Raw genomic sequence first — 22,961 nt, forward strand, 5'->3', positions numbered from 1 at the left:
ACTCCGGCGGGCCGACATTCCCGGACACGGGCGACCGGCCGGGAAGCCGCGCGGACGGACCGTCGGGGATCCGCGCACCGGGTGGCGCAGCGGTTACGATATGCCCGAAATCTCGGGATGTGTGCCGCCCGGGGGGTCATTCATCCGGCGCATGTTGCCGACCGCGCCCGTCGTGGTCTGCTGTCACCATGGACGACCGCTGTGGGTCGTCCCGGCATCTGAAGGGGTCTGCGATGAAGCGTCAGTCCAACACCGTCCCCGTGTTGGTGTTCGGCACCGGGGTCGTCGCGTTGATCGTCGCACTGATCCTCGCCTTCGTGCCGTTCTCCACCAGCGGCGCCGCCGAACCGACCGCGGCCTTCACCGCGCAGAAGAATCTCGACGAGGTCGCCTTCCAACTGGGCAGCGCCCCCGGGGCGCGCTATTCCGGGACGTTGTCGATGACCAGCGACGGTTCCGCGGGCACCAAGACGGTCGAATTCACCGATCTCACCGTGGCGTCCACCAAGAACGCCGAAGGCAGCATCACCTTCGATTCGACGGGCGCGCAGTACCGCCAGATCGGCAACTACCGCTACGTCAACGGACCGTCGAAGCTCTGGCGGGACCTGTTCGCCGGTGCGTCGATCGCCAGTCAGATCGACTTCGCCGCAACGGACAACAAGTGGACCAATCTGCGGTATTCGGGTCTGCCGGACCTGGGCTATCTGTTGTCACCGGCCCTGCTCGCGGGACGGATCGGCAACACCGAGCGCGTCAAGGAACCCGAACTCGGCCTCGAGCTGCCCGCGCCGAACAAAGGTCTGCCCGACGCCCGGTTCTGGCCCACCAGCGACCCGCAGGTGACCGCCATCGGTGCCGACAAGGTGCAGGTCGGGACGATGGAGACGACGTTCGATCCGTCGTCGAAGCGGGTCACCCACATCAAGGGCGAGTTCGCCCGGGAGGGCTACCGCGTGACCGTGGACACGGCGGTGGACCTGCTTGCGCCCGAGGACCTGACCAAGCTCTTCGCCAACGAGCGATCCCTCGTCCCGGAACTCACCAACGTCCCAGCCCCTGCGGTACCGCTCGCCGGCAATGCGATCAACACCCGCGCCTCCGGCAACTGCACCACGGCCGCCTGCGAGTTCACCATCGCGGCCAGCGGCGCGCTCGCCCCCGAGGTCGTCACCGAGATGCGCGGGGCCACCGGCCACGTGAACTTCGGGATCACCGTGCAGTTCGAGGTCGACGGCTCCCGTGCGGGCGAACGCGGCGGCACCTGCACGCGGGTCCTCACCGTCCCGTTCGGCGGTCGAACCCAGACCACGTGCTCGGCGACGAATCTGCCGCCCGGTTCCCGCAGCGTCAAGACCGCCACGAACATCCAGTTGCTGCCGTTCATCGAGGTGACCGCGACAGATCTGACGGACTACATCGACAGCCAGGAAAAGTCGAGCAAGCAGCCTGTCGAGATGGTGCGCACGGGCTCCAAGAAGGCCGAGGCGGCCCGCTACAACGACCAAGTGGCCGGATTCCCGAGCAGCTACGGCATCAAGCAGGGTGACTACGTCTTCGACGGCGTCGGCCCCGAGGGCAACCTGTTCGTCGCGTTCGGACCCGGCTACGCACAGCACATCACCACCGGGCGGCTCGACCCGAGTTGGTCGGGGACGTCCATGCTCACCGATCAGTTGAAGCAGCAGATCGCCGCCTCCGGCGACCGCGAGATCACCTATGTGACCGCGGAGGAGGAACTCGCGACCGCCCTGCGGCTGCTCGCCATCGGCGAGGGCATCAGCTCGGACAAGTTGAAGGTGTTCGCGACCGCGCCCGACAACTCGTGACCTGACGGGTCAACCGACGAGCCGCGCCTCGGCCACCTCGCCGACCCGACCCTCGCCGGTGTGCAACGTCAGTCCCGCCGTGACCGGACGGACGGCGATGGCGCGTCCGCGACCTTCCAGCTGGACGTAGACGACGTGCAGACCTGCCTGCACCGGTACCCGGACCGTGCGTCCACCCTCCAGCGACATGTCGAGTTGCCCGGATCGGTTGGCGCAGTAGCTGACACCGATCGTCCAGCGCCACTGGATCAATGGGCCGTCGAGGGACAGGCGCCCGGGACCGGTGATCTCCGGCCGATCGCATGCCCCGCGGCCGGGACGGATCTTGCGGGCCGGGGTCACCGCACCCGGAACGAGGTTGCCGGCACTGTCGAGCACGTTGAGCCGGTCGGTGGTCACCGCGAACTCCGGACGATCCCGCACGCGTCCGAAGGTATGACTGATCTGGTTGTTCGGGTATGCGACCGGCAACAGCACCTCGAGCGGCAGGGACTGGTCGAACATCGGATGGTCGCGGTTGGCGGCCAGCGAGCGCTTCGCGGTGGCGAGATAGTCGCCGGTCGGGTCGTCGCGCCACGACGTCGAGAACGACACGAGGGAGATCGTCGCCGAGGCGACGGCGAGCGCGCCGACCAGAGCCACCACCGGCACGAGGCCACGATCGTCGGCACCGGGTCGCGCATGGCGGACGGCGGTCGCCGTGCGGGCACGCTCCGGCGAGCCGATGATGAGCGCGATCGCGATCGTGATCACCACCGCGGTGTCGGGGAGGTAGCGCATCGTCTGGGCGAGCTCGAGTGCCGTGTTGGCGCTGGAGCGGTTCCACATCACCGGAATCTGTGCGGCGATCACGTAGAACGCGGTGCAGATGACCACCCCGGCAGCACCGCGACGTCGTGACACCGCCCACCAGACGAGCACCGCGAGGACCACCCACCCGAGCACGATCATCCAGACCGGAGGGAAGCCCATCGGTGGACTCGGCACCCACCGTTCCCACTCCCATGGTCCGCCGACGAAGGACGGGATGACCGCGTCGTTGATCGACCGCCACACCAAGCGCGCGGTCTGTGCGATCGAATGCTGACCGGCGGTGGCATCGGAGACGGAGAAAAAGACGACCAGCCAGATGACGAAGACGATTGACATCGACGCCCACAGCGTGCGCGCCGCGGAGAAGGCGCGCGTCAGTGCCGTGTCGGCGTATCCCGGGGTCGCACGGTCATCGCCGATCGCCCCGGTCGCGTCCGGATCCGCCGTCGCGGTGGTCCCCGGCGACCGGGATCCCGTGTAGCGCACGGCCAGCACCGCCGCCGCGAAAGCAACCGGGAGGATGAACAACGACTTCTCGAAGAATGCGAGCGCCACCACGAAGATCACCGTCGACCGGATGACGATCAGGCGCGCGTCCGGTCGCCGGCCACGCGACCGGACCAGCAGGACCGCGTCGGCGACGATCCAGGCCATCGCGGCCTGCATCGGCAGCGAGTTGAGGGCTGCCGCCCACCACGCGAACGCCGGGACCGTCATCGGGGTGACCAGATAGAACGCCAGCGCGGCCAACGCCCCGATCCCGGCGGTCCGACCCGCCACGACCCGGATCATCCGCCACACGGCGAGCGATGCCAGCGCCTGCATCACCACGAGGGTGATCGCCGGGAGGACCCAGTTCACCGGTGCGATCACCGTGGAGATGCCGGCGACCAGGAAGGCAGCGGGCATGAAATGTCCGTCGTGACTGTGGCCGAGGTAGTCCCAGCTGAGGATGGGCTGCGACGACGCGCGGCCGATCAGCACGAGATCGTCCCAATAGAAGTTGCCGGTGGCCGCCAGCCAGGCCCGAACCACCAGCTGCGCGATGATCAACGCGATGGCCACCGACGACACCGTCCGCCTGCTGAGCATGCGGTCCAGTCTCACGGCCACCATGGCCCGTGGCAAAATCGGTCGGGTGACTGACGCCAACACACCCGACGACAAGGCCGGTAGCGCCATCGGTACCGGAACACCGTTCGACGCGGACGCCTACGACCTGTCCGCGGATGTCGACGCGTTGGCCGAGGACATCGACCTGCTCCGCGGTGAGATCGATCGCCTCGATGCGATGATCCTGGCCGCCGTCAAGCGCCGTTCGGCGGTGTCGAAGAAGATCGGTGCGGCCCGGATGGCCTCCGGTGGCCCGCGGTTGGTGCACAGTCGCGAGGTCAAGGTCCTCGACCGCTTCGCCGAACTCGGCCAGGAGGGCCATACGCTCGCGATGTTGCTGCTGCGGCTGGGTCGCGGTCCGCTGGGTCGCTAGCCAAGCCGTCGCGGCCCGGGCAACGACAGCATAGGGTTGACGCCATGAGTGACGTCTCCGGCAGCGACTTCGACACCAGTGACCACGACGACATCACCGCAACCCAATCCTGGCAGGCACTCGCCGCGCATCAGCCGCACGTCTACGCGATGCATCTGCGTGAGGTGTTCGCCGTGGATCCCGACCGCGGCCGGGAACTGACGGTCGACGTCGGCGACCTGCACATCGACTACTCCAAGCACCGCGTCCTGCGGGAGACCCTGGAGTTGTTGGCCAGCCTGGCCCGCGAGGTCGGTCTCGAGGACCGCCGGGACGACATGTTCGCCGGCGAGCACATCAACACCTCCGAGGATCGTGCGGTGCTGCACACCGCGCTCCGCCTACCTGCCGACGCGTCCCTGCACGTCGACGGACAGGACGTCGTAGCGGACGTGCACGAAGTCCTCACGGCCATGGGCGAGTTCACCGACCGACTGCGCAGCGGCGAGTGGAAGGGCCACACCGGCAAGGCCATCACCGACGTCGTCAACATCGGCATCGGAGGTTCGGACCTGGGACCGGTGATGGTCTACCAGGCGCTGCGCCACTACGTCGACGCGGGCATCCGTTGCCATTTCGTCTCCAACGTCGACCCGGCCGACATGGTCGGCACGCTCGCCGACCTCGACGCCGAGACCACCCTGTTCATCATCGCGTCCAAGACGTTCACCACACTCGAGACGCTGACCAACGCCGCCGCCGCGCGCACTTGGTTGCTGAGCGAACTCGGCGCGGGTGATGACGCTGTCGCCAAACATTTCGTCGCCGTCAGCACCAACGCCGACGAGGTCGCGAAGTTCGGTATCGACACCGTCAACATGTTCGGCTTCTGGGATTGGGTCGGTGGCCGGTACTCGGTCGACTCGGCCATCGGGCTGTCGGTGATGGCCGCGATCGGCAAAGGCCGCTTCGCCGAGTTCCTCGACGGCTTCCACATCGTCGACGAACATTTCCGCACCGCGCCACTGGAACAGAACGCGCCGGTGATCCTGGGCCTGATCGGCCTCTGGTACAGCAACTTCTGGGATGCGCAATCGCGGGTCGTGCTCCCCTACTCCAATGACATGGCCAGGTTCGCGGCATATCTGCAGCAGTTGACCATGGAGTCCAACGGCAAGTCCGTGACCGCGCACGGGCATCATGTGACAACCGACACCGGCGAGGTGTTCTGGGGTGAGCCGGGCACCAACGGCCAACACGCCTTCTACCAATTGCTGCACCAGGGCACGCGGATGATCCCGGCCGATTTCATCGGGTTCGCCGACCCCACAGATGATCTCCCGACGGCCGACGGATCGGGCTCGATGCACGACCTGTTGATGAGCAACTATTTCGCCCAGACCAAGGTGCTCGCGTTCGGCAAGACCGCGGACGAGATCGCCGCGGAGGGTGTGGCCCCGAATGTTGTCGCGCACAAGGTGATGCCCGGTAGTCGACCGTCCACCTCGATACTCGCACCGAAGCTGACACCATCGGTCATCGGTCAGCTGATCGCGCTGTACGAGCACCAGGTGTTCGTCGAGGGCGCGATCTGGGGGATCAACCCGTTCGACCAATGGGGTGTCGAACTCGGAAAGACCCAGGCCAAGGAGCTACTCGGGACCATCATCGAGGCGCAATCCCCTGCGCCCCAGGATGATTCATCGACCGATGAGTTGGTTCGGTGGTACCGCGAGCACCGGGGTCGCACGCCCTGACTCACCAGTCGGCGACTATTGCCAGCGGGCCTCGTCGAACACCTCGTCGGGGATCTCGTCACCGGGCTCCACCCCGAGGGCTTCCATCCGACCCATCAGGGCCGCCGCCACGGCGATGAAGGTGATGAGATCCTGTGGCTCCGTGCTTCGTTCGGCCGGGTCGCCGCCCAGGAACTCGAACACCGCCGGTGGCACGCAGTCACCCATGTCGATCGACCGCTGACCGGTCGCCGCCCGCCACGCGTCGAAGCTGTCCGCATCGACCGCTTCGGCGATGTCCCCGGACCGCACCGCGGCCAGGACCTCGTCCACCGACGTGAGCGGACCACTGCTCCCGCTCGACGGGTCGAATCCGACCACCGTGTCCGCGGCGATCTCCTCGTCGTCGTCGAGGGTGAAGTAGACGATCCCACGCCAGTCGGCGCCGAACGCCGTGACGTCCTCGCGCCCGAAGATGTCCGTCAGCAGCTCGCCGACCTCATCTCGGCGACGCTCGCCGAACACCTGGAACGCGCCATGGGCCACAACCTGCCCCTGCTTTGCCGACACATCGGCTACCTTACGCAAGGTGAGCCTCGCACAGATGGTGTCGTGCACGCCTCGGCGTGTGCTCCTGCTCGCGTGCCTGCTCGCCGCTCCCACGATGGCCGGCTGCGCGAGCGCCTCCTCCCCCGACGGCGAGACCCCGACATCCGTTCCGACGAGCGCCGCGGTGACCGTGCCTGCCGGCGTGTCGGTCCGCTCGGCACCCGGCACGACGTTGCTCTTCGGTGAGAGCGCGGTACTCCCGGCCGACGCCTTCGCGGCCACCGGGTCCCGCGCGATGTTCACGGTCACCGGGATCACCCCGGCCGAGGGCGTCCCCGACGACGTCACCGACGGCGGCGTCGCCTACTTCCTCTATGTGACCGTCACATCGCTCTCGCCGCGGTCGGCCCCGGCGCCGGGCGTCGTCGGGTTGAGCGGGACCGCCGACGGCCGGACACCGACGCTGACGCTCTCGCCCACACCGGGTTTGGCCAAGTGCCCGATCACCACGCCACCGGAGCGGATGCGGCGGGGCGAGTCGTACTCGACCTGCCTGGTGTCCGTCGCCGACGAGGGACAGCGGCTGCGGCAGGTGATCTACTGGGCCGACACCACCGGCGATCCCGCGTTCGACTACCAGGCGACACCGGTGGTCTGGTCGTCGACCACGCCGGCGCCGCCGTCGGGCTCCGCACCGCCACCCACCGGATGACCGGGCTCCGATCGGCCGGCGTCACACCATTCGTCGGGTGATCGCGTCCGGAAGATTGCGCAACGCGGCCGCGATCGGAACCCACGGCCAGCGCGGCACCGGCGCCCACGACGACTCCTTCTCGATGGCGGAAACCATTGCGTTGACGCCTGTCTCGGTATCGGACATCATCGCGGTCCGCACGCCGCGGTTGATGTCGGTCTCGATGTAACCGGGCAACAGGACCGAGACGGTGATGGGCGAGTCGGCGAATTCCGCCTGCAGGCCCTGCCCCAGCGCCGACAACCCCGCCTTCGACGCCGAGTAGGCGGCCTGGGCCCGCGGTAGTCCGCGGATCGCGCTCATCGAACTGATCAACACCAGATGTCCGCGATCCTGGGCCCGGAAGATCTCCAGAGCGGCCTCGATCTGGGCGAGCGCGCCCACGAGGTTGGTCTGGACGGTCTCGATGTTGGCGGCTGCGTTGCCGGTCCCGACGGGCGCACCCTTGCCGAGTCCGGCATTGACGATGACCCGGTCCAGGCCGCCGAGTTCATCCGCGAGAGCACCGAAAACACCGGGCACGGAGTCGGTGTCGGTGACGTCGAGGTGGGCGGTGGCCACCTGCGCCGCGGCCGGACGGAGTTCGGTGGCCAGTGCTTCGAGCCGGTCGAGTCTGCGCGCACAGAGTGCCAGGGCGCGGCCCTCCGCGGCGAACCGGCGGGCCATACCTTCGCCCAGCCCCGAGCTGGCTCCGGTGATGAGGATCTTCTGCCGTGTGGTTGCGGTCACGGCACACCAACCTACCCGGCTCATCCCTCCTCACGGAGGCGGGTTCAGGCGGTCAGCGCGGTGAGCCGCAGGCTCTGCACCACGTAGTCGGTGCTCGCGCGGTCGCCCACCGTGATCCGCGTACCGCGACCCGCGCATTCCTTGGTCGCCACGCCGCAACTGCCCAGCAGGCGACCGATGGCGATCCCGTCCGCACCGGGCAGGAAAAGGAAATTGGCCTGACTCGGCAATGACCGGCACCCGATCGCGTCCAGCAACTCGACCATCCGGGCCCGTTCCTGCCTCATCGAGTGAACTCGTTGCGCAAGTTGTTGTTCCGCGTCCAATGCCACCGGGATCGCGGCGATCGCCGCGGAGCCGAGGGCGAAGGGCACCTCGTGCCGACGCATCGCCGCCGCGACGGACGGGCTGCCGATCCCGTACCCGGCCCGCAACGCGGCGAGTCCGTGGGCCTTCGAGAAGGTGCGCAGCACGAGGACGTCGTCGTGCGCGGCGAGCCGATGCAGGTCCGGTGGCCGTGCACAGAATTCGACGTAGGCCTCGTCGAGAATGGTCAGGACACCGGTGGGCAACGCCTCGATGAACTCGTGGAGGTCCTCCTCGTCGACCACCGAGCCCGTCGGATTGTGCGGGCTGCACACCACCACGGCGACGGTGTCAGGCGTGACCGTCGCGAACAGGTCATCGAGGTCGACACGTCCGTCGTCGCCCAGTGCGACCGCATCCATCCGCATACCGACCATCGCGGCGAGGATCGGATAGCCGTCGAAGGTCGGCGTCGCGGTGACCATGGCCGGCGTCGCCGTTCCCCGAGACGCGGCCCGGCGTGCACACATCTGCAACGCCGACAGTGCGATGCCGGTCGCCCCGGCGCCCACCGTGATCAGTTCTGCCGGTACACCGAGACGATCCGCGATCACGACGCGCGTCGCATCGGGCAGGAAATCCGGATAGCGGTTCGCCGAGACGACACCCTCGCGCAGCACGTCCGCGACCGACGGCAGTGGCGGGTACGCGGATTCGTTGAGATTCAGCCGCACCGGTGGGCGGGCGCCGGCGCGCGGAGCGAACGGCGGGCTCATCCTCGGCCGCCCCAGCGCAACGCGGCCGCACCGGCGAAGTCGCCGGCGTGTGCGAACGCGGCCGTCATCACGACGTCGCCGTCGTGGATTCGACCGTCGGTGACCGCCGTGTCGAGGGTGATCGGTATGCCGACCGCGAACAGATTGCCGCATTCGTCGAACGTGTCGGCGTGGCGACTCTCCGGGAGTTCCAATGCGTCACGCCAATTACGGAGAAAGATCCGGTTGGGTTGGTTCGTGATGAACCAGTCCAGGTCGGCCGGGGCGATGCCGATGGCGTCGGCGACCTCGATCGCGGCCTCGGGCACCATCCGGTTGCCACGGGCCAGGACCTTGGTGATCTTGGCCTCGGTGAATCCGATGTGGATCTGACCCGGCCCCGCCTCCCAGTACTTGCGTTGCGGGTCGGACACCCCGGTCATGTCGCCGGAGTACTGGCCGTACGAGTGACACGTGAGACCCAGGACGGGACTGCCCCGGTCGTCGTCGATCGTCACGACGGCGACCGCGGCACCGTCACCCGGGATCGAGGCCTGGGGCTTGCCGCGGACCTGCTCCTGGGTGAACACCTGCGATGCGCTGTTCTGGGCGAGTCCCAGCAGCGCTCGTCGCCCGCCGTTGGCGCGCAACAGCGCACCGGCGAGGTCGATCATGTGGATGAAGGCGGCACAGCCACCGTTGTGCACGTCGAGGACGGTCGTCGGACGCAGTCCCAGCCGATGCGCCACCTCCCCGCCACAACCGCGGACGGGGACCTCCGGCAGTTGGCTGTGTGTGAGCACCACGTCGACCTCGTCGAAGTAGTCCTCGCCGTGCCGTTCGGTGAGCACCCGCGCGGCCGAGAGCATCATGTCCGCCGACGTCTCGTCGTCGGCGGCGTGATGACGGAACGCGGGGGCGCGGAACATCACGTTGTCGACCAGGTCATCGTCCTGCGCGTACTGCGCGAAATATGCTGCCGGGACACGCTTCTCGGGTAGATAGCCGGCGACGTCGAGAACCGTGGCGGAGGTATCGGTGGTCGTCATGACCGCATCCAATCGGGGGTGAGGGACAGGCCGTTGTGGTGCCGGTATTCGGCGATGGCCGTGAGGTTGTCCAGTTCGAGCTGATGTCCGGCGGAGAACATGTCCCAGAAGTCCCCCACCCAGACGGGGCGTTCGGGAGGGGCGGTGTCGGGATAGGGATTCTCGTCGTAGAACGGGTGGTGGCAATTGGTCCACAACACCACCGATCCGGGCTTGTCGAAGACCACCTGCGCGTCGACGACCCGCATCAGGTAGATCATCCAGAGGTGCCGGCCCTGGTCCCACGCGCAGTGATAGTCGACGGTCATCGCGTCCGGGTTGGCGACCGTCCGCGTGTAGATCGTGGTGTCCGCCCCCAGTCGGTCCTCGGCGACCCAGAGGCCGGGTTCATCGGTCTCGGTGAACCCGCGGAGACTGTAGGTCCACTCCTCGAGAGATCGGGTGTCGGAAAGCCAGTCGAAGAGTTCGCGTGGCGGCGCGTCGACGTACCCCTGCACCGGGCAGAAATCGCCGTAGATCTGCTGGTGTGGATACACCGACCGCAGCATGTCCAACAGGATCGGCGTCGCGACCGGACGCGGATGGGATTCGATGCGGGTCAGGCCGGCGAGGGTGGTGGCGTCGTCGCCGAGGTCGGAGAGGGCGGGCGCTACTGCGGTCATGACATACCTTTCGGGAGGAACGGGGCGAACGGCGGAACCTCGTCGGGGTCGACGTCGACGACGAGGCAGTTGGGTCCGGGCCGCGAGAGCAGGTCCTGCGCGGCGGCACGGAGCGAGGATCGGTCCGTCGGGTGCGCGACGGTGAGACCGTCGAACATGGCATCGAGCCCGGCGGCGATGTCCGTCGGCCGAAACCGGTTGACGCTGGGCGTGTCCGGGAAGAAGAGGTGCTCGCGGGTGATGCACATACCGTGTGCGTCGTTGTTGAGCACCACGACAGTGACGGGCGCATCGTGTTCCACGGCGGTGTGGATCTCCATGCCGTGCATGAAGAACGAGCCGTCACCGGCGATCACGACGGTGCGCGACATGTCGCCGTCCGCCGATGAGCGGATGGCGTTGCCGATCCCGGCAGCCATCGCATGTCCCATGCCGCCCATGCCGAGCGCCACGACGAATCGGCCGTGCCTGAACGGTAGATGATGAATTGCTGCGGCCCCGGCGTTTCCGGCATCGGCGAACACGGCGGTGTCCGGCGGCAACCAGTGGCCGATCTCCTCGATCACGGACCGCATGTCCAGATCGAAGGCGGACGCGGGAACCTGGAGCGCGACGAGTTCGGTTGACGCCCGGGGAGTCACGCCGTCAGTGCCATCTACGCGGCGGATCAGCTCGTCGAGGCAACCGCGGAGGTCGCCGCACCCGATGTGTTCGACTCTGCCGGGCATGCGCGGGGGCTCGGCGCCGAGATGGATCACCCGCACGCGTGCGAGTGCGTCGTCGAGCCCCGCGCGGTCGGTCATCGTCATTCGGCAACCGATGACGAGGCAGGTGTCCGATCCGGCGATCGCACGATGCGCCGACGGGTGCCCCATCACACCGGTGACACCGGCGAATCCGTTGCCTGCGCGGAGTATGTCGCGACCGCCCGGAGCGGCGACCACGGCGGCCCCGAGCGCGTCGGCAAGGGCGGCGATCTGCTCGCCGGCGCCCGCCACCGAGGCCTCGTCGCCCACCCAGATGGTGATCCGACCACCGGAACCGGCCACCGCGCGAAGGTCGTCGGCGACCGCGCGCAGGTGCGCGAGCGGGATGACGCCGGACCCGGTGGACGCCGCAACCGGGCCGAGTTGATGACCGTCGGTCACCGAAGCGGACTGCACGTCCTTCGGGATCAGGACGGCGGCCGGCAGGCCACGGCCCAGCGTGGCGAACGCGGTGGCCAGGGCTGCGGGGATCTCGTCCGGGTGCGTCACCACCGAACAGGATCCGGTGATCGCGGAGAACAGGCCGGCGACGTCGATCGTGTCCGGCGGCGACAGCATGTCCTGAAACGCACCGCGCCCGACGAGCGGCGACGGCGCCGTGCCGATCAACGCGAGCACCGGGCTCCTGCTGTCGTAGGCCTCCGCGATCGCCGGCACCACATTCATCGCGCCCCCGCCCGACGTCGTCATCACGACCCCCGGCCGCCCGGTGATCCGGGCGGTGCCGTCGGCCATCGCGCCGGCCGCGAACTCGTGTTTGGCGACCACGGCTGTCATCCCCTCGACCCGGACGGCTGCGTCGTACAGATCCTCGACGTTGGCCCCGTGTACCCCGAACATGGTGGTCATCGACTTCGAGAGAAGTTGCCCGACTATGTATTCCGCAACAGTCGGCTGCGCGGTCGACTGGGCACTGGCCGATTGGGCACGGGGCGACGACGACTTCTGCGGCGGGTGGGCGATCGCGGTCATGTGCCAACTCTGCGTCGTGCCACCTGAAGGAGTGCTGAAAGCCGGCCCATGACAAACACTGTCATGCGTTCGCACGACGTCTTACGATGAGGGACCAGCAGGTGCGATCGTCAGGTCCGGCAAGGGGTCCCGGGCAGACGTCGCACCGGCAAGGAGTTGTGATGTCTGGGTTGACTGCGCTGTCCGGTGCGCGAGTTCTGTTCCGGCGCCGCCAGGGTGTGCGGGTGCGATCGACGATCGTCGGTACATGCCTGATCGCCATCGCCCTGGTGATCGGTGCGACCGCGATGCTGTTCATGCTGTATCGGGCGGACAACCGCTCGATGTACGAATCGACCAGCTATCGCGCCTACGAGATCGCGTCGATGATCCGCGACGGCGGCGTCGAGTCGATCCCGCCGGAAGAACTCATGGTGGGAACCGGCGTCGACATCATCCAGGTGATCGATGGCGACGGCCGGATCGTCGCGTCATCCCCCGGAGCACCCGGTGTGCCCGTCACCGGCGAACGGCCCGCGACCTGGACGTCGGCGTCGATCGAGGGGCCGATGGTGCCGGGCACCGACGACGACTATTGCGGCACGATCGCCGGGACCAAGTTCGGCGACGCCCGGTTCACCGTGGTTGCCGCCATCTCCGCCGGCCCGTACCGGCAGAGCCTGTTCAACACCGCGTTGTTGCTCGCGATCGAGTTGCCGATCCTGGTGATCCTGTCCGGATTCGCCATCTACTACTTCGTCGGCCGCGCCCTGCGTCCGGTCGGGAAGATCACCGAGCAGGTCAACATGATCACCAGTTCTGATCTGTCCCTTCGAGTTCCGGTACCCAGCACCGACGACGAGGTGACCCGCCTGGCGTCGACGATGAACGCGATGCTCACCAGGCTCGAGCAGGGGCACGAGGCACAGTTGCGATTTGTCGGGGACGCGTCGCACGAGATGCGCAGCCCGCTGACGACCGTCGTCGGCATCCTCGACCTCGCGGACGACACCGACTCGGCAATCGATCTCCCCACGGTGCGGACCATCCTGCTCCCCGAGGCCCGCCGCATGCAGAACATGGTCGACGACCTGCTGCTCCTCGCCCGCGCCGACGAGCGCGGCGTGCCATTGCGTGTGGAGGACGTCGACCTCGACGACATCGTCGCCGCCGAGGCGCACCGCCTGCGTTCACTCGGACTGGCCCGGGTGGAGTCCACCATCACGCCGATCCGCATCGCCGGCGATCGCGACAAACTGGCTCGCGCCGTGCGCAACCTCGCCGAGAACGCGGTCCGCTACGCGCAGTCGACGATCCGGCTCGACATGCGTCTCGACACCGAGGGGATGGCGACGATCCTGGTGACCGACGACGGACCCGGCATCCCCGAGGACCAACGCGCACTGGTCTTCCGGCGATTCACCCGACTCGACGTCGACCGACGCAACCGCGAGGGCTCCGGACTGGGGCTGTCGATCGTCGCGGAGATCGTCCGCGCGCACGGCGGCAGCGTCGCCACCGCCGACCCGCCCGCGGGTTTCGCACACGGCATCACCTTTGTCATCTCCCTGCCGACCACAGTGACGACGCCCGGCGCCCCGGCCGACGGTGCGCGCAGTATTCCTGTCGCCGTGCCACCGGCGCCCTGAGTAGCATCCGCGGCCGGGCGCGACCATCGTTGCGACTCAGCCGATCCGGTACCCCGCACCGCGTACGGTCTCGATGCTGCGGATGCCGAACGGTACATCCACCCGCTTGCGCAGGTAGCCGACGTAGACCTCGACGATGTTGGGATCGCCCTCGAAGTTGTCGTCCCACACCGAATGCAGGATGTCGGCCTTGGAGACGACGGTGCCCGCATTGCGGATCAGATACTCGAGGACGGCGAACTCGCGCGGTGTCAGGCTGATCTCGGTGTCCCCGCGCCGCACGGCATGTTCGGCCGGATCGAGGACGAGATCACCCGCCGTCAGCAATGCCGGCCGCTCGGGCGCGCCGCGCCGCAGCAGTGCGCGGAGCCGGGCCTTGAGCACGACGACGGAGAACGGCTTGACGAGGTAGTCGTCGGCACCGTAGTCGAGCGCCTCGGCCTCGTCGTATTCGCCGTCCTTCGCGGTCAGCATCAGCACCGGCGCCCAGATGCTGCGTTCACGGAGTTGTTTGAGGACCTGGTAGCCGTTGAGTCCCGGCATCATGATGTCGAGCACGATGACGTCGAAATGGCCTTCGGTGGCGCGCCACAGCCCGTCGACCCCGTCGTGGGCCACCGTCACCGCCCACCCGTCACTGACGAGCATCCGTCGGACGGTTTCCGCGGCGCGGGTGTCGTCGTCGACCACGAGCGCATGCACGCCGGCTCACTTCAGCAATCGCGACATCCGGCGGTCGGCCAATACCTTCCCACCGGTCTGACAGGTCGGGCAGTACTGAAAGGACCGATCCGAGAACGACACCTCCCGGATGGTGTCCCCGCAGACGGGACACGGCAGACCGGTGCGCGCATGCACCTGCAGGCCGGTGCGCTTCTCCGACTTCAATCGGGCCACCGTCTGGCCCTCGAGGCGAACGATCGCATCGGCGAGGACCGAGTGCACCGCGTCGTAGAGCGTGTCCACCTGCGCGTCGGTGAGTGATCCGGCGGAGGCGAACGGCGACATCCGCGCGGTGTGCAGGATCTCGTCGGAGTAGGCGTTCCCGACACCGGCGATGGTCCGCTGGTCGGTCAGGACATTCTTGATCCGACTCGTGGTGCCGGCCAGGATCGCACCGAACTCCTCGCGCGTGCACGCCAACACATCGGGGCCGAGTGACGCGATACGGTCGACGTCGCCGACGTCGCGGACCACCCAGACCGCCAGTCGCTTCTGTGTACCTGCCTCGGTGACGTCGAAGCCCTCACCGGGCAGACCGCAGTGCACCCGGATGGCGATCGGCCCCTTGCCACCGGGTCGCGGCGGGGTCTGCGAGAGCTGCTCGCTCCACCGCAGCCACCCCGCGCGGGACAGGTGGATCACCAGGCTGATCACCGGGTCGGCGGTGGAGTCGGGGCCCGGCACGGTGCGGATCACCAGGTACTTCCCGATCCGGCCGACCGACTCGATCACCCGGCCGACCAGCGCCGTGTACGGCGGATCCGCGGTCTTGAGCACCGCCAACGACGCCACGTCGACCCGACGGATCGGGAATCCGGCGGCTCGACCGTCGACATAATCCGCGATCGCCGCCACCTCAGGAAGCTCAGGCATGACTCCAGTGTGCTCTAGTAAGAGGATGATCTCGCGCCTTTCCGATGCCGACCTCGCGGCGCGCATCGCCGAGGGCGCGGGCGAGATCCTGGTCGGTGTCCGCCATGGCGACCTGCTGACCGGACGCCACCTCGGAGATCTCGGCGACGCCATGGCCCAGGCGTGGATCTCCAATGTGATCGTCCGGCACCGTCCGCACGATGCGGTGCTGTCGGAAGAAGGCGCCGACATCGGCGACCGGGCCTCCGCCGAGCGGGTCTGGATCATCGACCCGCTCGACGGCACCCGAGAGTTCGCCTCCGGAACCGCGGATTGGGCCGTGCACGTGGCATTGACCGAGGCCGGTCGGGTGACGACGGCGGCGGTGTCCCTGCCTGCGGTCGGTGAGGTGTTCCGCTCCGACACCGTGAAGCCACCCGCCGGAGCCCTCACCGGCCGGATGGCGGCCTCACGCTACGGCGGTTCGTACGAGAGCGCGTGGGTGTCACGCCGACTGTCGCTGAACATGATCGGCATCGGTTCCGCGGGAGCCAAGGCGATGGCGGTCGTACGTGGCGACGTCGATGCGTACGTCCACGCGGGCGGTCAGTACGAGTGGGACAACTGTGCACCGGTCGGTGTCGCGCTCGCCGCCGATCTGCACTGCAGCCGCCTCGACGGCTCGCCCATCGTGTACAACCAGCCCCAGCCTTACATGCCCGATTTCGTCATCTGCCGCAAGGAGATCCGCGACGACCTGCTCGCCGCGCTCGACGAGGTCTGGTGATCGCCGCCCGTGCGCCGCGTGCCGTGCGCAGTCGGCCCGGTGGCCGGGCGTCAGGGTCAGCGCTTGCGCAGCAGATAGATGTCCATAATCCAACCGATCCGCTCGCGCGCCTCGGCGCGGACGGCCGCGATCCGGTCGCCCACGTCGGCGACCCGGCCGCTGATCAGGATCTCGTCGTCCGTGCCGACGTATGCGCCCCACCAGATGTGGTCGTCGGGATCGGCGGTTCGACGGAATGCGAGGTCACCGTCGAGCATCACGATCTGGTTCGAGTCGGCACCGGCGGGGGTGTCGGGCAACCTGCGTCCGGTGGTGATGTGGATCGGTTCGCCGATCCGGTTGGCCGCGATGCGATGGGCGGCGGTCAGCGCACTGGCACTGGTCACTCCCGGGATCACCTCGACGTCCAGGGACATCGCGGAGTGTGCGGTCAGGTCGTCGACGATGCGCAGCGTGCTGTCGTAGAGTGCGGGATCCCCCCAGACCAGGAACGCAGCGACCCCGCCATCGGGCACCTCGTGGGTGAGGACGTCGGTGAAGAGCGCGGCGCGAGCGGCATGCCACCGACGGACCTCGGCGTCGTAATCCGCCGGGGAGCGGTCGCGAGGCGGGTCGACGACCTCGATGACCCGGTGCCCCTCGGCCGCGTGGCGCGACAGGATGTCTCGCCGCATCGCATTGAGCGAGTGCTTGTCGCCGCCTTTGTCCAGCACCAGGAACGCGTCGACGTCGGCGAGCGCATCGATGGCCTCGAGGGTGATCTGACGAGGGTTCCCCGGGCCTATCCCGATGACGCGCAGGGTGATCCGCATGGGCCGATCAGATCCGTACCCGAGGCAGTCCATGTTTGCGCGCGGTCAGGTCGAGGACCAGCTGACGCGGGGCGAGACGGCGCAGAGCGAAGACGATCCCGGCCTGATTTCCCTTGGCGTAGAACGGCTTCGGATGCTCGAGAAGTGCAGCGTCGACGATGACACCGGCCATGGTGGGTGCGTCGATACCGGCGTCCTCGTTCTTGCGGGTGGCGGCCGCGAGGGTCTCGTATTCTGCCCGATAGGGCGAAGCGTCGCCGATGTGAATGCTGCGCCGGTCACCGATACCGGTCGCGATGGTGCCCGGCTCCACCGAGATCATCCTGATGCCGTATGGCGCAACCTCCCGCCGGGTGGCCAGCGCAAAGGCCTTCAGTGCGGATTTGGTTGCCGCATAGTTGGATCGGAACGCCACCGGGAAACTCGAGAGCATCGAGCCGACCATCACGACGGTTCCACTGCGCCGCTCACGCATGCCCGGCAGCACCGCCTTGGTGAGCGCCACCGGCCCGAAGACGTTGGTGGCGAACAGATTCTCGATGGCCTCCATCGGTGTGTCCTCGAGCGCGCCGGCCTGGCTCTCACCGGCATTGTTGATCAGGATGTCGATGACGCCGACCTTGGCGGCGCACTCGATCGCACTCTGGTAGTCGGCGTTGTCGAGTCGCACATAGTGCACGCCCGGGACCGGTCGGGTCACCGCATCCGGCCGACGACTGGTGCCGTACACCGTATGTCCGCGTTCGACGAACTGCCGGGCGACCTCGGCGCCGATCCCGCTCGACGCCCCGGTGACCAGGACGACCTTCGATGCTGCTGCTTGTGCCACGCCACCACCGTATCCTGCCCGGCCCCACCCCCGGCCCCGGGCCGGACGGCCCGAGGGATGATCCGGTCCGATCAGTCGGACTCGGCCCGCGCGAAGTGGGCGGCCTCGGCGGCGGACGTCGAGGCGAACCAGATCTGCGGCGTGACCTCGGCAAACGACGACACATCGGGCGGGTAGTACAGGCCGGCGTCTGCGCTCGCCTTGATCGGATAGCCGTCGGGGGGTTCGTGGGGATCGTCGAGGGCCAGATGCGCCCCGATCGGAACAGGTACGGCCTCACCAGCCTTGAGGTACGTGCCGACTCCGTCGCCGACATGCACCGGCTCCGCGGCGACCGCTGCGTCGACCTCCGCCTTGAGGGTGCTCAGATCGAGCACCTCGGTGGGACTGTCGTCGAACGGCCGGACCGCGGGAAACCCTGCGGCAGCATCGGTCTCCGCATCCGACTCGGCCTCTGCCTCACCCGCATCCCCGGCGGCGACGGTCTCGCCCGCGCTCACGTCGGGGTCGAGCTCGCCCGGTACGGCCTCGGACGCACCGGCATCGGCATCGGCCGTCGACACCGATCCCTGCCGGGCCTGCATCGCCGCGCCGGCCGCTGCGGCACCGGCCGTGGCAGCGGCGGATGTCCCGGCTGTGGAGGTCTTCAGGGCATCGCCGCCGGCCGGTGCGTCGACGGCGCCTACGTCGGGCGTGATGCCTGCATCTGCCGCAGCGTCGATCTGCGTGGGCTCATCGGGTGTCATCTCGTCCGGTGTCGTCCCGTCCGGCGTGGGCTCCGTCGGCAGAGCGACCTCCCGCACACCGTCGGCGGACGTATCGGGCCGTGGCATGCGCGCCCTTCGGAACAGCCAGATGAGCAGCAATCCGACGATGATCAGCAGGAACGGGATCAGCAGCCACCACCAGTCCGAACCCTCGGTATCACCGTCCTGCGCGATGTCGAGCGGGGCGGCGACAGCATGCGGCACCACCGGTGTCGCGGCCCCTACGGCCACGACGAACCCGAGTGCCAGACCCCCGGCCCGCATCTTCTGTGTCTTCGATGTAGTCATGCCACCGTGACCTCGTTGCGATCAATTGGGTGGAGGAATCCGCCCAAAATACCAATTTGCCTCAATATGGCAGATAACATACGCCATTTCGCAAAAGTGTCGCGAAACCGTGTGGCCTGCATTCGGATCGGTATCACCCCGTGCCCAGCCGCAGGTAGTCGGGCCGTCGAGGTCAATTCATCGCTGCAAACGAGGGATTCGTTCTCTCGCATCGCAATTGTCGTCCCAATGCGTGCGAGGGTCTGCGGCAAGAGTTCGCTATACCGCAATCCGCCGGCGGAGGACGGCAGGTTGTGAGGGTGCCCCAGGCAGGATTCGAACCTGCGACCCTTCCTTTAGGAGAGGAATGCTCTATCCCCTGAGCTACTGAGGCGCTGACCGGGCCGTCACGCGACGATTCGGCCAGTCGGGAGTCTACGGCACACCGCCGAGGCCGCATCCGACGTGGTTTGACGTCGGCGCACGTAACAGGGCTCACTGGAAGGATCGGTGCACGTGGCATCGGCGATCCGTAGGCTGGCCGACGACGGCTGTCGCCGCTGAACGCACACCGCACAGCTGTTGTCGACGAGGACGAGGGAGTCATGGCGAAGAAGCAGGGAACACCGATTGTCGATCCGCGGGAGGCCGAGAAGCGCCGGTCCCTCCTGATCAAGATCGGCGCAGCCGTCGTGCTGATCGCACTCGCCGTCGGTGTCGGCGTCTGGGTGGTCCAGTCGAACAAGTCCGCCACGGGCTCGTCCGCGCAGGTCACCGTCGCCACCGACAACGCCTATCGCATCACCGCCGCACCGGACGGAACCGAACCTCCGGTCACCGTCACCGTGGTGGAGGACTTCCAGTGTCCCGCCTGCCGCGCCTTCGAATCCTCGTTCGGTGATGCACTCGGACAGTTACGCGCCAATCCGAAGGTCGCCGTCGACTATCAACCGATCGCGTTCCTGGACAAGATGTCGAGCACCGAGTACTCCACGCGGTCGGCCAACGCGTCCGCGTGCGTCGCCCAGGCCACCGCCGGCGACGGCAACTTCGACGTCTGGCTGAAGTTCCACAACCTGCTCTACGCCAACCAGCCCGAAGAAGGCGGAGCCGGCCTCACCGACGACCAACTCAACGACTACGCCACGCAGGCCGGGGCACCGAATGTCCGGCAGTGCATCGACGACCGTCAGTTCGGCGATTTCGTCCAGGACACCACCCAGCAGGCACAGCAGTCCGGCGTGACCGCGACACCCACGGTAAAGATCAACGGTGAGCCGCATCAACTCACGACGCCCGACGCGCTCCTGCAGGCCGTCGAGCAGGCTGCCCAGAATTGATCCACCGGCAGGAAGCACCGTCGCCATGACCGCCAGTCCCAACGTCGACCCGACCGCCGAAGACCCGGCCGGTGGCGATGACATCTCGAGTCGGCCCGACGGCCGGCGCGGAAGTTGGCTCACCACACTGCCCGACGTCGGTGTGGCCACCTCGATCACCCTCTTCATCACGGGGATCATCGGTCTCGTCGCCTCGGCAACGCTGACGGTGGAGCGCTTCCATCTGCTGACCGATCCGGGTTACCGGCCGAGCTGCAGCATCAATCCGATCATCTCGTGCGGATCGGTGATGGTGAAGCCGCAAGCCGCGATCTTCGGGTTCCCCAACCCGCTCATCGGCATCGCCGCGTTCTCCGTCATCGTGGTCACCGGTGTGATCGCGACTGCTCGCATCTCACTGCCCCGCTGGTACTGGCTCGGTCAGAGTATCGCCACCGCAGCGGGATTCGTGATGATCAACTGGCTGGCCTTCCAGAGCCTGTACCGCATCCACGCACTGTGCCCCTACTGCATGGTGGTCTGGACCGTCACGCCGATCATCCTGATCATCAGCATCGGGCGCCTCGTCGACGACACCCGCCGCGGGCACGAGATCCGGTCATGGCTCTGGGTTCTGCTACCCGTCTGGTACGCCGTCGTCATCGTCGCGATCGGCGCCGAGTTCTGGGATTACTGGTCCACCCTGATCTGACTTGTTGTGGCGGACCGGCTTCGGTGAACCCTGGTGTGACACCCGTCACGCCAACCGCATGAGCGACACCCGAAAAAGCGCTGCCACCAGCCATTTTGAGGTTCTTGCCAGGAACGGTGCATACACTGCCTGGCGCGAAGAACTAGGAGCCGATCACCCGGGGGTGTTGTGCAGACTGTCGCCAGAGCCGAGCGGGCAGATGGTGGGACCGATCAATCGGCGGACGTCGCCGTCCGGGAGGTGTCGCCACCCCGCCCGAGACCGGACCGGGGTCGCGCCCACACCGCCGATTTCCTCCGGGTGATGCTGTTCACCGGTGTCGTCGTCGCCCATGGCGTGAACGCGATCAACACCTCGCCCGACGTGATCCGGTCCGCCAATCTCGTCGGCACGCTTCTGCATCTGACCCGCTACGGATTCGTCGCGGTGACCCTGTTCGTCCTGGTGTTGAGCACCCGCGGGAAGTCGATGTCGCCCGTCGCCTTCTGGCGTCGACGATTCGGCCTGGTCGTCGCGCCGTACCTGGTATGGACGCTCATCTACACGATCACCGACCACGTGGTCATCGAGGGCAATCCCTTCCCCACACCGGCGAAGCTCGTCGGCGACCTGGGGAACGCGATCATCACGGGTGAGGGCAAGTACCAGCTCTATTTCCTCTTGATCTCCATGCAGATCTACCTGTTCTTCCCGGCTCTCTCCTGGATTCTGGACCGGACCGCACATCGCCCGTGGCGGGTCCTCGGCGCCGGCGCGGCGATCCAGCTGGGGATGTTCGTCCTCTATCAGTACGCACCCCGGCCCGCCGGCCACGCCTGGACGGTGGTCTTCGACAATCTGTGGAAGACCCTGCCGATGTATGCGCTGTTCGTGGCCGTCGGTGCGCTCGCGGCGGTCCATCACGAGGCCGTGGATCGGGCCTTGCGCACACATACCCTCCCGATCATCGCCGCCTGTGCGATCGGGGCAGCGTTCAGCGTCGGCGCCTATCTGGTCACGACGTCCCCGGGAAATGTTCCACTGCAATCGAACACACCGTGGAATCCCCTGTTGCTGCCCTGGCTCGCCGGTGGCCTCGTCCTCCTCTGGATGCTGGCGATGGCGTGGAACGACCGCCGCGCCACCGCGCGGCGAGCCGGGTCGCGGGCGGTGTCGTACGCCACTCTCCGCGCCTTCGGGGTCTTCGCGATCCACCCCCTGATCCTCGACATCCTGGGACGGCTCGGCTTCCTCGGACTGCTGTTCGACTGGTTTCCCCACTCGTCGGCCATCCGCACAGCGTTCCTCGTGCTCGTGACACTCGCGCTCTCACTCGTCCTCGTCGACGTCGCACTGCGCACCCCGCTGAGCCGCTGGCTGGTCGCCCGCCCACGGATATCGATCCGGCGCCGCACCACGGGCGACGCCCCCGTCACCCCTGCTGTGAGACCTGTTGGGACAGATTCGCTTCGGTCTGCTTGATCGCCTGGCCCATGAAGGGCTCGAGGATGGAGCCCAACGCCCGGCCGGCGAGGCCGCCGGGCAGTGTGTAGCCGAACTCCACGGCGACCTCGGTGCCGCCGTCGGCGTCGGCGAATCGCCACGTGGTGTTCGCGGAGAACCCTTCGATCGATTCGAGTCGGATGACCTCGTTCTCGACCCACTCGACCGTCTGCACAGTGGACTTCAATGTCTTCGGGCCGGCGTTCATGGCGACCGCGAACGTGGAGCCGACACCTTCTGTCGTCTCCGATGTCGGGTCGAAGCGGGTGACGCCGTACATGAAGTTGGGCACGTTCTGATAGTCGTTGACGTACGCGAACACACGATCGCGCGGGACGTCGACCACGGACTGATGGCGGATGGTCGCCACTATCGCCTCCTCCGATGAGCGCGTCCG

The 22,961-nt window shown here is 67.5% G+C and carries 22 protein-coding genes and 1 tRNA gene; 9 read left to right on the forward strand and 14 right to left on the reverse strand.

Features of this window, described 5'->3' with window-relative positions:
- Positions 1-233: 233 nt before the first annotated feature.
- Positions 234-1,829: a hypothetical protein gene (locus D7316_RS09205; RefSeq protein WP_124708013.1), complete on the forward strand. Its 1,596-nt coding sequence runs from the start codon at positions 234-236 to the stop codon at positions 1,827-1,829.
- Between the two features lie 9 nt (positions 1,830-1,838).
- Here the strand turns inward: D7316_RS09205 and D7316_RS09210 are convergent, their stop codons facing one another.
- Positions 1,839-3,734: a hypothetical protein gene (locus tag D7316_RS09210; protein ID WP_124708014.1), complete on the reverse strand. Its 1,896-nt coding sequence runs from the start codon at positions 3,732-3,734 to the stop codon at positions 1,839-1,841.
- Positions 3,735-3,756: 22 nt separating this feature from the next.
- Between D7316_RS09210 and D7316_RS09215 the strand changes: the two genes are divergently transcribed.
- Together D7316_RS09215 and pgi are read left to right on the forward strand one after the other, a co-directional pair.
- Positions 3,757-4,128 (forward strand): chorismate mutase, encoded by a 372-nt coding sequence (locus tag D7316_RS09215; protein ID WP_124711225.1) that lies wholly within the window; start codon positions 3,757-3,759, stop codon positions 4,126-4,128.
- A 44-nt stretch (positions 4,129-4,172) separates the two neighbouring features.
- A complete protein-coding gene (gene pgi, locus D7316_RS09220) occupies positions 4,173-5,864 on the forward strand; it encodes a glucose-6-phosphate isomerase (RefSeq protein WP_124708015.1) in 1,692 nt (563 codons plus the stop codon).
- Between the two features lie 15 nt (positions 5,865-5,879).
- Here the strand turns inward: pgi and D7316_RS09225 are convergent, their stop codons facing one another.
- Positions 5,880-6,413, reverse strand: a complete 534-nt coding sequence (locus tag D7316_RS09225; protein ID WP_124708016.1) for a hypothetical protein — start codon at positions 6,411-6,413, stop codon at positions 5,880-5,882.
- 19 nt (positions 6,414-6,432) lie between these two features.
- Between D7316_RS09225 and D7316_RS09230 the strand changes: the two genes are divergently transcribed.
- Positions 6,433-7,104, forward strand: coding sequence for a hypothetical protein (locus D7316_RS09230; RefSeq protein WP_232016840.1), 672 nt, complete (start codon positions 6,433-6,435; stop codon positions 7,102-7,104).
- Between the two features lie 21 nt (positions 7,105-7,125).
- Here D7316_RS09230 and D7316_RS09235 read toward each other — a convergent pair whose 3' ends face one another.
- Genes D7316_RS09235 through D7316_RS09255 form a run of 5 tightly spaced genes read right to left on the reverse strand, consistent with a single transcriptional unit; the run spans position 7,126 to position 12,386 of the window.
- Complete coding sequence (locus tag D7316_RS09235) at positions 7,126-7,899, reverse strand: SDR family oxidoreductase (RefSeq protein ID WP_124708017.1); 774 nt, start codon at positions 7,897-7,899, stop codon at positions 7,126-7,128.
- A 20-nt stretch (positions 7,900-7,919) separates the two neighbouring features.
- Entirely contained in the window at positions 7,920-8,957 is a 1,038-nt protein-coding gene (locus D7316_RS09240) for a pyridoxal phosphate-dependent aminotransferase (protein ID WP_124708018.1), read from the reverse strand.
- The gene (locus D7316_RS09245) at positions 8,954-9,985 is read right to left on the reverse strand and encodes a 3-oxoacyl-ACP synthase III family protein (protein WP_124708019.1); all 1,032 of its coding nucleotides are present in this window, start codon (positions 9,983-9,985) and stop codon (positions 8,954-8,956) included. The genes D7316_RS09240 and D7316_RS09245 overlap by 4 nt, the downstream gene beginning before the upstream one ends.
- Entirely contained in the window at positions 9,982-10,647 is a 666-nt protein-coding gene (locus tag D7316_RS09250) for an SRPBCC family protein (RefSeq protein ID WP_124708020.1), read from the reverse strand. Before D7316_RS09250 ends, D7316_RS09245 begins: the two co-directional genes overlap by 4 nt.
- Complete coding sequence (locus tag D7316_RS09255; RefSeq protein ID WP_124708021.1) at positions 10,644-12,386, reverse strand: thiamine pyrophosphate-binding protein; 1,743 nt, start codon at positions 12,384-12,386, stop codon at positions 10,644-10,646. The genes D7316_RS09250 and D7316_RS09255 overlap by 4 nt, the downstream gene beginning before the upstream one ends.
- A gap of 161 nt (positions 12,387-12,547) precedes the next feature.
- Between D7316_RS09255 and D7316_RS09260 the strand changes: the two genes are divergently transcribed.
- Positions 12,548-14,014 carry a sensor histidine kinase gene (locus tag D7316_RS09260; protein WP_124708022.1) on the forward strand — a complete coding sequence of 489 codons (1,467 nt, stop codon included), beginning with the start codon at positions 12,548-12,550 and terminating at the stop codon, positions 14,012-14,014.
- 36 nt (positions 14,015-14,050) lie between these two features.
- On the opposite strand, the gene D7316_RS09265 is transcribed toward D7316_RS09260, so the two are convergent.
- On the reverse strand, positions 14,051-14,716 hold the full coding sequence (locus D7316_RS09265) for a response regulator transcription factor (RefSeq protein WP_124708023.1): 666 nt from the start codon (positions 14,714-14,716) through the stop codon (positions 14,051-14,053).
- A 6-nt stretch (positions 14,717-14,722) separates the two neighbouring features.
- On the reverse strand, positions 14,723-15,610 hold the full coding sequence (locus D7316_RS09270) for an Fpg/Nei family DNA glycosylase (RefSeq protein WP_124708024.1): 888 nt from the start codon (positions 15,608-15,610) through the stop codon (positions 14,723-14,725).
- Between the two features lie 25 nt (positions 15,611-15,635).
- On the opposite strand from D7316_RS09270, the gene D7316_RS09275 reads away from it, so the two are divergent.
- On the forward strand, positions 15,636-16,376 hold the full coding sequence (locus D7316_RS09275) for a 3'(2'),5'-bisphosphate nucleotidase CysQ (protein ID WP_124708025.1): 741 nt from the start codon (positions 15,636-15,638) through the stop codon (positions 16,374-16,376).
- A 56-nt stretch (positions 16,377-16,432) separates the two neighbouring features.
- Here the strand turns inward: D7316_RS09275 and cobF are convergent, their stop codons facing one another.
- The 4 genes from cobF to D7316_RS09295 all read right to left on the reverse strand — a co-directional run bounded on the left by cobF (position 16,433) and on the right by D7316_RS09295 (position 19,445).
- The gene (gene cobF, locus D7316_RS09280; protein ID WP_124708026.1) at positions 16,433-17,188 is read right to left on the reverse strand and encodes a precorrin-6A synthase (deacetylating); all 756 of its coding nucleotides are present in this window, start codon (positions 17,186-17,188) and stop codon (positions 16,433-16,435) included.
- Positions 17,189-17,195: 7 nt separating this feature from the next.
- Entirely contained in the window at positions 17,196-18,017 is an 822-nt protein-coding gene (locus D7316_RS09285) for an SDR family oxidoreductase (protein ID WP_124708027.1), read from the reverse strand.
- Between the two features lie 71 nt (positions 18,018-18,088).
- The gene (locus D7316_RS09290) at positions 18,089-19,072 is read right to left on the reverse strand and encodes a sunset domain-containing protein (RefSeq protein ID WP_124708028.1); all 984 of its coding nucleotides are present in this window, start codon (positions 19,070-19,072) and stop codon (positions 18,089-18,091) included.
- A 300-nt stretch (positions 19,073-19,372) separates the two neighbouring features.
- Positions 19,373-19,445, reverse strand: a tRNA-Arg gene (locus tag D7316_RS09295).
- 211 nt (positions 19,446-19,656) lie between these two features.
- Between D7316_RS09295 and D7316_RS09300 the strand changes: the two genes are divergently transcribed.
- The 3 genes from D7316_RS09300 (at position 19,657) to D7316_RS09310 (ending at position 22,543) form a co-directional block, all read left to right on the forward strand.
- Positions 19,657-20,391, forward strand: coding sequence for a DsbA family protein (locus D7316_RS09300; protein ID WP_124708029.1), 735 nt, complete (start codon positions 19,657-19,659; stop codon positions 20,389-20,391).
- A 25-nt stretch (positions 20,392-20,416) separates the two neighbouring features.
- The gene (locus tag D7316_RS09305; protein ID WP_124708030.1) at positions 20,417-21,082 is read left to right on the forward strand and encodes a vitamin K epoxide reductase family protein; all 666 of its coding nucleotides are present in this window, start codon (positions 20,417-20,419) and stop codon (positions 21,080-21,082) included.
- Between the two features lie 168 nt (positions 21,083-21,250).
- A complete protein-coding gene (locus D7316_RS09310) occupies positions 21,251-22,543 on the forward strand; it encodes an acyltransferase (protein WP_408609997.1) in 1,293 nt (430 codons plus the stop codon).
- Here the strand turns inward: D7316_RS09310 and D7316_RS09315 are convergent.
- Positions 22,494-22,934: an SRPBCC family protein gene (locus tag D7316_RS09315; RefSeq protein WP_124708032.1), complete on the reverse strand. Its 441-nt coding sequence runs from the start codon at positions 22,932-22,934 to the stop codon at positions 22,494-22,496. The two genes, D7316_RS09310 and D7316_RS09315, sit on opposite strands and share 50 nt — an antisense overlap.
- Between the last annotated feature and the right edge of the window lie 27 nt (positions 22,935-22,961).

The organism is Gordonia insulae (assembly GCF_003855095.1).
Taxonomy (GTDB): Bacteria; Actinomycetota; Actinomycetes; order Mycobacteriales; family Mycobacteriaceae; genus Gordonia; species Gordonia insulae.